We start from the raw sequence: 13,540 nt of genomic DNA, 5'->3' as shown, positions 1-13,540 counted from the left end.
GGATCAGTTCGAAAGCTTGCCGAGCAGAAGGCCGGTCAAGACGCCCAGAAGCGCCGTTGCGATCAGGATGGAGCTCGTGGCTGTCGGATTTTCCCTTGCAGCCTGCACCACGTTCCGGCCTTCGGACCGAGCTTGGTCCGCAATGCTTGCAGCCTTCGCTTTCGATGAATAAAGGGTCTCGTCCGCACGATCGGTGGCGGTATCGATCTTGGTTTTCAGGACGGTCGAGAGCTTACTGATCTGTCTGCGGAGCTCATCGATCTGCGCGTTGATATCCTTGTCCAGCGAGACGTCGGCCATGGTGTTCTCCTGAATAGCGTAAGCCTTTAGGAACGGCCGTAGCTCGCTTTGGTTCCCCGTCGCGATGGATTGATCCTAACTTCAAGCGCTGCCCCGAGGCGAAATTCCTGGTCCAGCAATCGGAGCAGGTCTTGCCAAGGGTTCAGCGGAGATGCAGCAGGAACATGATTGGCGCTGCTATGGACATGGTGAAGAGGAATAGCGAAAGCCCGTATTTCAGCCTTCTCATCCGGCGTGTCTTGATGCCGCTCCAGTCATAGCCCATGAGTATATCCCCTCCGATCGATGGTTTATCGATGTAAGGAAATATCCTAAGAATTGTTTGCGCGAAGCTTGTGGAATAATTCTCTCACTTTAACGGGCGAAGAGCGTCGAATTATACAATCCAGTGCTGCAATATCTACTGTCGGCTTTGTGAGTACAGTGACACATCCTTATTCCCGGTTTGAAAGAACTTTGCATGCAGGCAGCCGCATCGGAAATACCGGCCGAGGCAGCTCGTCATTTGTGTCGATTATTTGCGCCCCGCAGCGGGCTCTGGGCATGGCAGCTGAAATGCATCTGACTCTGCCGGGCGCTGCCCGGCCGCGACGGCTATCGCTTTCTACAGCCCAAATTCAATGCTTTTTATGCCCGCCTTCCATGACGCTGAACACAAAGATGACTGCCAGAATCAGCACCAGCGTATAGTCGAAGGCAGTGAGCAGACGAAGCAGTTCCATGATGTTTCTCCTCCCACAGAGAACACGAGCCAGAACAACCGCTAGTATGTTCTTTCAACCGGCGCATGCCAAGCTTTTTACATCCTGCGACGCAAAAACAATGTTGTGCGCGGCACAAATAACCATTTGTTTGCAAAGGAATATCAGCATTGCATTGACTGCCTTTGGTTGTCTGAAGAGCTGGCACCCGCCGCAATCGTATTGTCAACAAATTTTGTAGAGTATACCATTATCTTCAATGAGATTGCGATTGATCGACACGCAAAAGACTCGCGGCAGATCGATCTTGAGGGAGTTGGCTATTGACCATTGGCTCTGATCGCCAGGCGCGTGAACTGCCTGTTATCGTCATCGTCGGCGGCGGCGTTTCCGGAACGGGGGTTGCCTTCCATCTGCTGCAGCAGCGGTCGTTGCAACCTGGCCAACTCTTCATCTTCGAGCCACGGGAACGTCTCGGGGCAGGGCTTGCCTACGATACGCAAGATCCCGCTCACCGTATCAATGTGCCGGCGGCAAAGATGAGCCTGCTGCCCGATGACATCGAGCATTTTCAACGCTGGCTGCAGCAAAGGGATGCGCTTGCCGACGATGAGGCGGCGGTGGCCGCCAGTGGCAATCTTTTTCCCAGGCGCTCCGTTTTCGGCAATTATATCAATAGCATGATCCATCCTTTCGTCGAGGATGGGCGCGTTGTCCATGTCAGGCAAAGCGTGGAGCGCATCGAGAGGGCAGATGGCCGCTGGGCGGTTACCGGCGCGGCCGGTCAGCGCGTGGATGCGGATATTCTCGTCATCGCCACCAGCCATCCTTCGCCCCTTCCGCCGCAGGTGCTGCAGGATGCGCTTGCCGGTCATCCGCGCTTCGTTCCGGATCCGACGCGGCCGAATGCGCTTGCGGCTATCCGGGCCGAGGATCGTGTGCTGGTTGTCGGCAACGGCTTGACCTCGGCCGACGTCATTGCCTCACTCGAACTCAGGGGGCACATGGGACCGGTCACCGCCATATCGCGACGCGGTCTGCGCTCACGCGGCCATGCGGCGGTGAAGCAGGAACCATTCGGCGATTTCGCCAGTGAGCCTTCGAAGACGGCGCTTGATCTCCTGCGCCGCCTACGGGCCGCGATCCGCGAAGCGCAGAGCGAAGGACACAGCTGGCATGCCGTCATCGACCAGGTAAGGGCGCAGGGCCGGTATGTGTGGCAGGCGCTCCCGATCGAGGAGCGGCGCCGTCTCGTCAGGCATTTGAGGCCGTTCTGGGATGTGCATCGTTTTCGGGTCGCGCCGCAGGTGGAGACAGTCAGCGATCGGGCGATCGAAAGCGGCAGGCTCGAGGTTCTGGCAGCTTCGGTCGCAGGTGTCGTCGTAGCCAACGGCTTCATTGACTGCAGATTGCAGCTCAGCCGGTCCGAGCGATATATGGACAGACAATTCGATGCGGTCGTCGTCACCACCGGCCCCGGACATCGCGGCATTCTGCAATCGCAAGGCTGGATCGAAGAACTATCGGAAGCCGGCTATCTCGCAATGGATCCGGCCCGGCTGGGATTTGCCTGCGATACGCAATCGCGGGCACTTGCTGCCGATGGAACGGTAGCGCCGTCCCTGTTTATTTCCGGACCGCTTGCGCGTGGAACGTTCGGCGAACTCATGGGACTGCCCGAGGTAGTCGAGCATGCCGTTCTGGTCGCCGAACAGGTCGCCGGTGCGATCAGCGATCACGACCATGGGCAAAAGACGGCATATTTGGATAGTAGCGCCGCCTAAATCCAAGAAAAACCGCAAATTCGTTGCTTAGGCGATACAATTGCCTAAATTTACTCATATAAACTATACAATTTGTGAGTTACTATCTTGCTCGTCAGGAGGCGCGGGGTTACTTCCGCAATCCGTGGTGACAGGATGGACCGGTGAGTCTCCCTTGGGTGGCCAAGCCGGGTTTCAACAATCGACTTTGCAGTAAAGCGGACGGCGATGCTTACGAAAAAAGGAAAATACGGACTGAAGGCGTTGGTGGATCTTGCGCGCCTCGGTCCTGGGGAAACGGCATTCATCAACGATATCGCGTTGCGCAACAATATCCCGAAGAAGTTTCTCGATACCATCCTGCTCGAATTGCGCAATGCCGGCGTCTTGCGCTCCAAAAAGGGGCCGGGTGGCGGCTATTCGTTGTCGCGTCCGGCATCGGAAATCCGCATCGGTCATGTCATTCGCACCCTGGACGGCCCGCTGGCGCCGATCCGCTGCGCCAGCCGTACGGCCTACGAAGCCTGTGACGACTGTTCCGATCCCGAGCGCTGTCAGGTGCGGCGCTCCATGACGGAGGTGCGTGACGCCATTGCGGAGATTCTCGACAACATGTCGCTGGAACAGTTTGTTACCGGCGGCGCGGATATCGAGATACCGGAGCGTGAAGACCACCGCGCCTCGCAGATCGGCTGACCGTCCCTACATTTTTCAGACGAGCGAGTTTCTTGCCGGCTTTATGCCGTTGAGATGGTAATTGCCGACGATATTGTGCGTTTTGCGCGCGGGATCAGACAGTGTGTGAATGCGGGCGTTGCGCCAGTGGCGGTCGAGATTGAGCCCGATGCGCGCCGACGTCGCGCCGGCAAGATCGAACAGCGTATTGGATGCTTCCATAGCGATATCAGCGGTAATCGCCTGGGCCGCCGCAACGGAGAGCGCAGCATCGATGACGTGATCCTCGGTGAGGTTGATCTGGGCGGCATCGATCTTGCTGCCGGCACGCTCCACGATCGCTGTTGCGGCCTCGATCCGAATGGCAATCTCGCCGATTCTCGTCACCAGCAATGGATCGTCCACGGCCCGCTTGGAACTGTTATCCGCCGATAGGTGAGGATTGGCCCGCACGAACTCCATGGTCGTCGCAAGTGCGGATCGGGCGATGCCGAGATTGATGCCGGCATGGGTGAGTTGGCTCACGCAGTCGATCACAGTGGGCTCCGTCAGCTTCTCGTGCTGCGAGAGCAGGGCATCGGCGCTGAGATAAACATTATGCAATATGGTCGTGCCGTTTCCGGATGTTCTTTGACCAAAACCGTCCCAGTCGTCGATGATCTGAATGCCCTCGGTATTTCTCGGCAGGATGGCTGCCATCAGCCCGTTGCGCCGGTCCGGAATGAACAGTGCGACCCAGTCCGAGAACAGGATGCTGGCGGAAGGCAGGCTCCGGCCGTTGAGGCGAAAGCCGAGCCCTTCCGGTGACAGATGCAGGCCATCCTGATCCGCCCCGCCGGTCTCGGGTTGGGAAAAGACGCTGCCGAAGCGATCGCCTGCAATGGCTCGTTCGAAGTGGGATGCCCGTTGTTCCTCACTGCCGGCAATCCTGATCGCCTCCAGCACGTGAAAATGCGTCTGCAATATCTGCGCAATGGAAGGATCGGCCTCCGCCAATATGGCAATGACCTCCGCAAGAACGCAGTTCGAAATATCGATGCCGCCATGCTCCGAAGGCACTGAAATGCCGAGGAGGCCTGATATGGACAACGCCTCGATCTCGTCATAGGGCAGGATGCGGTTGATATCGCGGTCGCTTGCCTGCTGCGCGAAATCAGCCGCGAGTGATCGGGCAATATCGAGCGCTTCCTCTTCGCTTTGAACGCGATGCGCGGGCGGCCTGACGCGTTCGCGCAACTGCGAAACAGTCCCCATTCACCACTCCTCGGCCTGCGCCGGATCAGTCTTCCAGGCGCGATAAATCACCAGGATTCGCTTTTCCATCGAGGCGGCATACCACGGATCTTCCTCGGTTGTGCGCGCCACATCCTGGGACATGATAGGCGCCAAATGTAGAAATTGTAAGCGAGCGGTCGATATGCAGTTGCGCGGCAGCGAGCTTCGCAGCTTTCATCTTCCCGTCCGTCATTATCGAAAGCGATGCCACATGGGGCTTCAGGGCTATGAAATGCTATTCCTTTTCCGCCGATTGACCTGGTGGTCATCCACAAGGAGACAGCCAATCCCGCGGCGTTTTCGCGTCGCAACATCGCCAGGCTGATCCTGTCAGGACAAGAAAGCACTTGCTAGCGGCGCATTTTCGCGCTTTCATATACGACTAAATAAGTAGACAATGGCAATAATCCCGCCGCCTTGACGGCTTCCGAGAAGCAATAGGCGGCCGATTGCAGGCATCTGATCTCAGATCAGAGTTGGACCTGCCTGTCGCATCTCTCAGCGGACGAGATATCCAATTGAGAGGATGCGCCGAGTTTTGAGAACTGAAACGGCTTCCGTGCGTTTTGTCAGCCACTGTTTTTCGGCTGCCGAGCACCAGATATCGGAGTTTGAGTTTCTGAGCCCGTAAAGTGAGCAAGCCCCAGGAAAGGCATGATCGACCACCTCTCGCCCCAGGAGTTGATATGACGGTTCAGGGATTTTTTTCCGCCAGGACGAACGCGGCGGCACAGTCTTACGTGATGCCGCGCATTGCCGTTATCGGGCGCGGCTTTTCCGGCATGATGATGGCGATCGCCCTGATGAAGACAGTGCGTTTTCCGTTCCATCTGCAGCTTTTCGATCCCAATTCCCGCGTCAGCGGCGGTCAGGCGCTGGCCTCGGGCCATAGCAGCGAGATTCTCAACAGCCGCGTTCGCGATCTTTCGGTTTCGGCCGGCGATCCCGATGATTTCAATCAATGGCTTTGCAGCAATGCGCCGTTTCGCAGCGCCGTTCCTGCCGCCATACCCAGTTTTCTGCAGATCTTTGTGCCGAAGAGCATTTTTAGCGACTACGTCTATCAGCGTTTTTCCGAGGCCTTCTCATCCCGTCGCGATGTTACGGTACAGGTCAGCAGCGAGACGGTCTTCGGGCTTCGCCGCGTTCGCGGCGGCCGCTTCGTGGTGGAAAGCGATGGTGCCGTCAATGCGCCGTTCGACATGGTGGTAGTGGCGACCGGCTACGGCATCACCGATCAGGAATCGCAGGCCAGCGATCTCGTGAATACCCCGACGACAGTGCGGGCGCGGCGCTTGGTTTCACGCCCGCATACGATCCTGCTCGGCAGCGGCCTGCGCGTCGTCGACCGGCTGCTGCAGATGCGCGACAATGGCTATGCCGGGCAGATCACCATCGTTTCAAGGCGGGGCTTCCTGCCGCAAAGCCACACACGCAACAATGCCGATCCGGTCTTCCCTGCCGATAAGATGCCTGGCAATCTCAGCGAGATCGTTCGCTTTATCCGTCAGGCCTGCGAGGAGGCGGAGGCAAGCGGCCAAAGCTGGCAGGCTGTCATGAATGGCTTGCGCAAGCATGCGCGATCGCTCTGGCGGTCCTTGCCCGCCGGTCAGAAGCAACAGTTCAACCGTCATCTGCGGGCACTCTACGACAGTCATCGTAACCGACTGCCCGAAGCGCTGCACGTCCGCCTGAAGCAGGAGCTGGCCGAGGGGAATACCTTGCTGCAGCGAGGTCATTTCATCCGGCGGACGCCGACCGGGATGGTTTTGAGACCCGCGGGCCGATCGGAACCCGAGCAGCTCTACGCCGATGACGTCATCGACTGTCGATGCCAGGCGCCCGATCTGAATGCGCCGTTGCTGCGCAGCCTGATCGACGCCGGCCTTGCGGTACCCGACGAACTCGGCCTCGGTCTGGCCGTCGAGGCGAGTGGTGCGCTCGAGGTCAATGGCCGCACGACGGAAGGGCTTTTCGCCATCGGTCCCTTGGGGCTTGGCAGCCTCCCCGATATCGATCTGGTGCCGGAGATCGTCACCCAGGCCTATGCCGCAGCCGAAAACATGGCGGAACGTTTTCATCCGCAGTGCAAGGCCGGCTAACGTTTCTCTGCCTGGCTTAAGCAAGTCGGCTCGCCGATCCCGGCCTGTCGAAGGGGTGGCTTTTATCCTGATATCCTGGAGCAGACGGCCATGGACGCCCCATTGCCAAGGCATTTACCTGGCCTATTTGCGGACAGGCATGAGCAGTCCGACACGTTGTCTTCGTGATGAGGCGGGCAATATCCGGCTTCTGGCGCTATTCTGGATGGGATAAAGGCGTGGAATGCCTTTGTGTCGCCTTTCTTTGTCTTACAAGGCGTACGCGTAAAGACTATGAAATTCGCAATCACACTTCAGGAAGACTCGGTTCTCGATTTTCTTCGGCGATTCGGTCATCCGCTGCCTGCGAGTTACGTGCGACGAGGAGCTTTGCTTGCGCCCGCTGAAATGCCGTCTTTTTCTGCTGCCCCTTTTGCTATTGGGATTGGGAGCCGTTACTGCCACCCTTCCACAGGCTGGCGGCTATGCTTTTGCGCAGGATCAACAGCCGGCCCAGCAGCCGCAACAAACGGACCAGCAACAGCCCACACAGCTTGCAAACGGGTTGCTGGATGCGGCCGTTGCCGATCTCAACAAGGTAAAGAAGACATACGACACCCTCCAGGAGAGCGCAAAGCAATCGGGTAGCGATGACGAGACGCTGGTGGCGCTGTCAGGCCGTGTCGACGATCTCAATCGCTCCGTCACTGCAATTTCAGCGCGCCTGAAACCCCGCACCGCCGAGATCGATACGCGCCTGGCCCAGCTGGGCGCCGCTCCCAAAGAGGGCCAGCCGCCGGAAGCACCGATCGTCGCGCAGGAGCGCGACCGGCTCAATGCCGAGCGCGCGCAGATCAGTGCCGTGATCCTCGATGCCGATAATCTGACTGCAGAGACCAATCGACTTTCCATGCAGCTCATGGAGATGCGTCGAAGGCTGTTCGCAGAGACATTGTTCAAGCGAACGGAGATTTCCGGTGCCACATTCGACGACGCGGGTGCGGCTCTCGTCGATGAGGGCGTCAAGTTCAGCGGCGCCGTGGCGAGCTGGATCGGCTTCGTACTGAAAGCCAAGCTTGTTTCGTTCCTCACCGCCGTTTGTCTCTCGATCGGCGCGGCACTGCTATTCCTTGTCGGTGGCTACAGGCTGTTCCGCCGCTATTATGTGCAGGACGAGGCCATCGAGAATCCGCCCTATATCAGCCGGCTCTCCGTCGCCTTCTGGTCGACGCTGATCCGCACGCTGTCGCTGGCGGCATTTCTCGTCACGTCGTTCTTTTTCCTTTCGAATTTCAATGTGCTGCGGCCGGATATCGCGCCGATTCTGGCGGCGGTCTTCGGTTTCATCGGGCTTGTCTATTTCGTCGGCCGCCTGAGCAACGCCGTCTTTGCGCCGTTCCGGCCACACTGGCGCCTCGTCAAGCTGTCGAACAAGGGCGCGCATTCGCTGGCCTGGTGCCTGCAGGCAATGGCCGTGGTCAATGGTTTGGACTACGTCTTCGACCGCATCAGCGAATCCATGGGTTCGCCCGTCGTCGTCACAGTGGCAAAGAGCTTCCTGGCGGCGCTGTTGATCGGCCTCATTCTGATTGCCGCCTCGTTCGGCTCGCCGATGCTGGCCAAGAATGGCGATCCGGATGCGCCTGGGCGGCATTGGCCGCACGGCATGGCCATCATTCTCCGTGTTCTCGGCATATTGGTGATCTTCATCTCGTTCATCGGCTATGTCGGTCTCGCCCGCTTCATGGCAACGCAGATGATCGTGACGAGCGCCGTCATCGCGACCATGTATCTCGGCTTCCAGCTCGGCAAGGCCGTGTCGAAGCAGGGCGTCTTTGCCGAAACGATCATCGGCCGCTTTCTGGAAAACCGGCTGAAGCTTCGCGAAGTGGCGCTCGATCAGGCCGGCCTTGCTGCCGGGCTCGCGACCTATGCCGTCGCGCTGCTGACGGGCATTCCGCTGATTCTGCTGTTCTGGGGCTTCCATATCCAGGATCTGGAAGTCTTCGCCTATCGGCTGTTTACCGAGATCAAGATCGGCAACATGTCGATCTCGCTGCTCGGCATCTTCGTCGGTATTCTGCTGTTTGCCGGAGGCTATCTGGTCACGCGCTGGTTCCAGCGCTGGCTCGACAGCAATGTCATGGCGCGCGGGCAGGTGGATCTCGGCGTCCGCAACTCCGTGAGGACCGGTATCGGCTATCTCGGCATAGCCTTGGCGGCCATCTTTGCCATTTCCGCTGCCGGCATCGATTTGTCCAGCCTCGCGCTCGTCGCGAGTGCCCTTTCGGTCGGTATCGGTTTCGGCCTGCAGAATATCGTGTCGAACTTCGTGTCCGGCCTGATCCTTCTGGTCGAACGGCCTTTCAAGGTCGGTGACTGGATCGTGTCGGGTACTTCGGAAGGCATCGTCAAGCGCATCTCGGTGCGCGCGACGGAGATCGAGACCTTTCGAAAACAGTCGATCATCGTGCCGAATTCCGAACTCATCAACGCTTCCGTCGGCAACTGGACGCATCGCAACCGCCTCGGCCGTTCGGAAATTCCGGTATCCGTCAGCTACGATGCCGATCCGCGCAAGGTCATGGATATTCTGCTGGAACTGGTGCGCGCGATCCCGAAGGTTCTCAGAAATCCCGAACCGCACGTGGAGTTCCTGCGCTTCGGTCCGTCATCGCTCGATTTCGAGATGCGCTTCTACCTCTCGGATCTTTCCGACGGCATGGAGATCCGCAACAATCTGCGCATCGAAATCCTGAAGCGGTTCAAGGAAGAGGGGATTGCCATTCCCTATCCGCATCAGGAGCTGCATATCGTACGCGATGGCAGGAGAGAGCGGCACGGTGATATTGCGGCCAGCGTATTGACGGATTCCGCCAATGGTCCGGAGGCCGATGCGGCGGAAGGTGCTGCTCCGTCCGAGGAGAATGCTTCCGAGGTTAAGGGTGCCGGCCGTCGCCGCGGCAGAACCGCAGCGGAATGAGCCGGGCAGCAGGTTCCGACCTGGTTTATACCGTATGTCGGTGGGCCGGGCCGGGGCTTGTAGCCGAGATCAGCGGCACGCGATGCTTCATGCTTGACGATTATCGACCGGTTCCAAGGGCCCGAACATTCGCGTGCGTCCGCGGCGGATGCCCGCCTTTCTTCATCTATCTTTCTTCATCTATGGGAAACCAGTCGGCTTAATGAATCCGCAAAAGCTTTGTACTAGAAAAGTACAGAGGGGATCATTTTCAATAACAGGTTTTCATTATGCCATTTCTGGGTGTTTCGGGGATGCAATATTCCGGCGCGTCTCTTGCCGGCTCGCGCATTCTTCTCGTCGAGGATTCCAATCTATTTACCGCGATGATCCGAGCCAGGCTCAAGGAGCTTCTGGACATCGATGTCGAGATTTGTCGGAACTTCGAGGAATTGCAGCTTGCCTATGACAAGTCGTCCGAGCCGATCAAGCTGGCGATCTCGAATATGAACCTGCCGGGAGCCGAGAAGGGCGAAGCCCTAGCTTATCTGGTCGATCTCAGCATTCCGACCATCGCTTTCACCGGCACCTTCCTGGAAGGTACGCGCGACGAGCTGATCGCCAGGGATGTCGTCGACTACATTCTCAAGGACAATGTGTTTGCGGTCGACATGCTGGCGGAGTCGATCTGCCGCTTTCTCACCAACCACCGCCATCATGTGCTGATCGTCGATGACAGTGCTACGGCGCGCGCTTTGCTGTCCAGCCGCCTGAAGCGTTATAACTTCCGTGTCAGCGTTGCCGAGAGCGGCGCCAAGGCCCTCGACATCCTGAAAGCCAATCCGGATATCGGCCTTATGGTCACGGACTATAACATGCCCGACATGGACGGCTTCGAGCTGACGCGGCGCATTCGCGCCACCACGGGCTCGCATCAGCTGCGCATCATCGGCGTTTCATCGTCCAGCAACCGACTGCTGTCGGCACGCTTCCTCAAGGCCGGTGGCAACGACTTTATCCTGCGGCCATTCATCGACGAGGAATTCTACTGCCGCGTGAATCAGAATCTCGATACGCTGCTGCAAATCCAGACTGCGCGTAAAGTCGAGGAAACCGCGTAGGCGCTGCAGCAACGGGCGCGTCGGCTGCAAAAAAATGTGAGGAAAAATCATTTTTGTATAAATCTCCGCAATCTATGGTTCCAATTTTTTCACGAATCCTGTTCAGGATGAAGTGAGGAACGGTTTGGCAGACCCTGCGATTGACAGAGATTCAGGCGCCTATGGCGTGGGAGGAATTGAAGGGAAATGGTACTGCATGTGGGATCTCCGGGCGATGGCAGCGGCCACCGCGACGGTCACCGGAAGATACTTCTGGTGGAGGATTCCCGTATGTTTTCCGCCGTGCTTTCACATCGGTTCGAGACCGAGCTCGGCCTGGCGGTCACGCATTGCCCATCGTTGAAAATATTGAATGAGGCGCTGATGAATGCCGGTGATGGCTTCACCATGGCTGTGATCGACCTCAATTTGCCCGACGCCCCCCATGGCGAAGCTTTGGATGTCGCGGTCGCCCACAATATTCCCACTATCGTTTTCACAGCCTCTTTCGATGTCGCGACACGCAACCGTATCATGGAGCGCAGCGTCGTCGATTACGTGCTCAAGGACGGCGAGTTTGCGCTCGACAATCTGGTCTCATCCGTCCGGCGCGCCATTGCCAATCGATCGACGCGCGTTCTGGTCGTGGATGATCTGCCGTCGGCCCGAAAGATGCTGACGGATTTGCTATATGCCCAACAATTCAAAGTCACCGAGGCCGGTACCGGTATCGAAGCCTTGGCGGCGCTCGAGGAGTTCGGCGATATCGAAGTCGTCGTCACCGACTACAACATGCCCGATATGAATGGGCACGAACTGACACGCCGCATCCGCCACCGTTTTGGTTCGGACCGGATGCGGATCATCGGCATTTCGTCGTCGAATGACCGATTGTTGTCCGCGACCTTCTTGAAGGCCGGTGCGAGCGACTTCATCTATCGCCCCTTCGTTCCAGAGGAACTGCAATGCCGTATAGCGTTGAACGTCGAGACTTTGGCGCAGCTGAAGCAATTGCGCGCCGCGGCGGCAAGCGATTATCTGACGGGTCTTTATAACAGGCGTTACTTCTACGACCACGGTCCACGTCTCGTAAATGAATGCCTGCGCCGGCAGCGTCCGAGTTCGGTCGCCATCCTCGATATCGATCATTTCAAGAATCTCAATGATACCTACGGTCACGAGATCGGCGATCAGGTGTTGAAGGCCGTTGCCGGCAGGCTTGGTGCGCTTTTTGAAGGCAGCGACAACCTGCTCTCCCGTCTCGGCGGCGAGGAGTTCGCCATTCTCTTTACCGAAATGAACTCACGCGCGGCGACCGCGCTTTGCGACGAGGTCCGCCTCAGTCTTGCGGATCTGAAGGTCCATGCCGATGACGAGGAATTGTCGGTGACCGTTTCCATCGGTGTTGCCGAGATCGCCGGATACGAAGCCTTCGACAACTATCTCAACGCCGCCGACCAGTTTCTCTACATGGCGAAACACAACGGTCGCAATCAGGTCTATTCCGACTTCAAGATGGCTCAGGAGGCGGCGCAATAGGCTGCGCCGCCATAGTTTGATTGCTCGGGCCTTTTAGACGACGATCCCCGTGCGGTTCGTCGACATGGTCAGCTTGCGCTCGGCGCGCTCCTGCTGGGGCGAGCGGTTATAGAGTTCGCGATAACACTTGGAGAAGTGCGAGGCGGAGACGAAGCCGCAGGCGACAGCGACCTCCACGACCGGCATGGAGGATTGCACGAGCAGATGCCGGGCGCGATCCAGGCGAATTTCAAGATAGTAACGGGCTGGAGAGCGGCCCATTTCCTGGCGGAACAGGCGCTCGATCTGGCGGCGCGACAGGCCGGCATCGTCGGCGATTTCCAGAAGCGACAGCGGCTCGGCGAGATTGCTTTCCATCAGCTCGATGATCGACAGCACCTTCGAATTCTGCACGCCGAGACGCGCGCGCAGCGGCAGGCGCTGGCGATCGTGCGGGCTGCGCACGCGATCGGTCAGCTGCTGTTCGCAGACGCGATTGACAAGGTTTTCGCCGAAGTCCTGACCGATCAGGTTCAGCATCATATCGAGCGAGGCGGTGCCGCCAGCGCAGGTATAGAGATTGCTGTCGACCTCGTAGAGATCGGCATAGACTTCCGCCTGCGGAAAAGTTTCCGAAAAGCCTGGCAGGTTCTCCCAGTGGATCGCACAGCGCTTGCCGTTCAACAGACCCGCCTGGGCAAGCACATGCGCGCCCGTACAGAGGCTGCCGACGGCGACGCCGCGATTGTACGTCTCGCGCAGCCAGGCGTTGACGGACTTGTTGTGGAACTCTTCGACATAGATGCCGGAACAGACCAGTACCATGTTCGGGCGGTTCTCGCCGCCGAGATAGCGGCGCTCGTCCGTGAGGGAGGAATTGACCTCCAATCCGATGCCGCTGGAGGAATAGACTTTCTGACCATCCGTCGAGGCAAGTCGCCATGTGTAGGCGGGATAGCCCAGCATGCGATTGGCAATCCGCAGCGTCTCGATCGCGGCGGAAAACGGCAGCATGGTGAAATGCGGGACGAGGAAGAAAACCAGGGAACGCGTCTTGATCGGGGTCTTGCTCATGTCGTGAAAATCCATGCTCCAGGGCCGTTACGTATTCCTTGCGTCAAATACGTCGGTCCGATGGTCTATAAGCGACATTGGCATGGATAAT

At 58.3% G+C, this 13,540-nt stretch carries 11 protein-coding genes; 6 read left to right on the top strand and 5 right to left on the bottom strand.

The genetic code is table 11. From position 1 onward, the window contains the following. Nucleotides 1-3: 3 nt before the first annotated feature. Together FHT84_RS05300 and FHT84_RS31665 are read right to left on the bottom strand one after the other, a co-directional pair. On the bottom strand, nt 4-300 hold the full coding sequence (locus tag FHT84_RS05300) for a hypothetical protein (RefSeq protein ID WP_112343942.1): 297 nt from the start codon (nt 298-300) through the stop codon (nt 4-6). 142 nt (nt 301-442) lie between these two features. Beyond that, nucleotides 443-565: a hypothetical protein gene (locus tag FHT84_RS31665; protein WP_281024038.1), complete on the bottom strand. Its 123-nt coding sequence runs from the start codon at nt 563-565 to the stop codon at nt 443-445. A gap of 759 nt (nt 566-1,324) precedes the next feature. Here FHT84_RS31665 and FHT84_RS05295 point away from each other — a divergent pair. Together FHT84_RS05295 and FHT84_RS05290 are read left to right on the top strand one after the other, a co-directional pair. Then, nucleotides 1,325-2,785 (top strand): FAD/NAD(P)-binding protein, encoded by a 1,461-nt coding sequence (locus tag FHT84_RS05295; protein WP_112343943.1) that lies wholly within the window; start codon nt 1,325-1,327, stop codon nt 2,783-2,785. Nucleotides 2,786-2,992: 207 nt separating this feature from the next. Further along, entirely contained in the window at nt 2,993-3,460 is a 468-nt protein-coding gene (locus FHT84_RS05290; RefSeq protein ID WP_112343944.1) for an Rrf2 family transcriptional regulator, read from the top strand. Between the two features lie 15 nt (nt 3,461-3,475). On the opposite strand, the gene FHT84_RS05285 is transcribed toward FHT84_RS05290, so the two are convergent. Then, nucleotides 3,476-4,693, bottom strand: coding sequence for an SfnB family sulfur acquisition oxidoreductase (locus tag FHT84_RS05285; protein WP_112343945.1), 1,218 nt, complete (start codon nt 4,691-4,693; stop codon nt 3,476-3,478). Further along, nucleotides 4,694-4,816 (bottom strand): hypothetical protein, encoded by a 123-nt coding sequence (locus FHT84_RS31660; protein WP_281411442.1) that lies wholly within the window; start codon nt 4,814-4,816, stop codon nt 4,694-4,696. A 584-nt stretch (nt 4,817-5,400) separates the two neighbouring features. Between FHT84_RS31660 and FHT84_RS05280 the strand changes: the two genes are divergently transcribed. The 4 genes from FHT84_RS05280 (at nt 5,401) to FHT84_RS05265 (ending at nt 12,396) form a co-directional block, all read left to right on the top strand. After that, the gene (locus tag FHT84_RS05280; RefSeq protein WP_112343946.1) at nt 5,401-6,816 is read left to right on the top strand and encodes an FAD/NAD(P)-binding protein; all 1,416 of its coding nucleotides are present in this window, start codon (nt 5,401-5,403) and stop codon (nt 6,814-6,816) included. Nucleotides 6,817-7,189: 373 nt separating this feature from the next. Beyond that, nucleotides 7,190-9,778, top strand: a complete 2,589-nt coding sequence (locus FHT84_RS05275; RefSeq protein WP_183761350.1) for a mechanosensitive ion channel family protein — start codon at nt 7,190-7,192, stop codon at nt 9,776-9,778. 269 nt (nt 9,779-10,047) lie between these two features. After that, on the top strand, nt 10,048-10,878 hold the full coding sequence (locus tag FHT84_RS05270) for a response regulator (protein ID WP_112343948.1): 831 nt from the start codon (nt 10,048-10,050) through the stop codon (nt 10,876-10,878). A 186-nt stretch (nt 10,879-11,064) separates the two neighbouring features. Then, complete coding sequence (locus tag FHT84_RS05265; RefSeq protein ID WP_112343949.1) at nt 11,065-12,396, top strand: diguanylate cyclase; 1,332 nt, start codon at nt 11,065-11,067, stop codon at nt 12,394-12,396. A gap of 33 nt (nt 12,397-12,429) precedes the next feature. Here FHT84_RS05265 and FHT84_RS05260 read toward each other — a convergent pair whose 3' ends face one another. Further along, entirely contained in the window at nt 12,430-13,449 is a 1,020-nt protein-coding gene (locus tag FHT84_RS05260; protein WP_348627044.1) for a GlxA family transcriptional regulator, read from the bottom strand. Nucleotides 13,450-13,540 lie beyond the last annotated feature (91 nt).

The organism is Rhizobium sp. BK289 (assembly GCF_014193575.1).
Classification (GTDB): Bacteria; Pseudomonadota; Alphaproteobacteria; order Rhizobiales; family Rhizobiaceae; genus Rhizobium; species Rhizobium tropici_C.
Note: the sequence above shows the minus strand (reverse complement) of the source record. Positions and strands in the feature narration are given on the sequence as shown.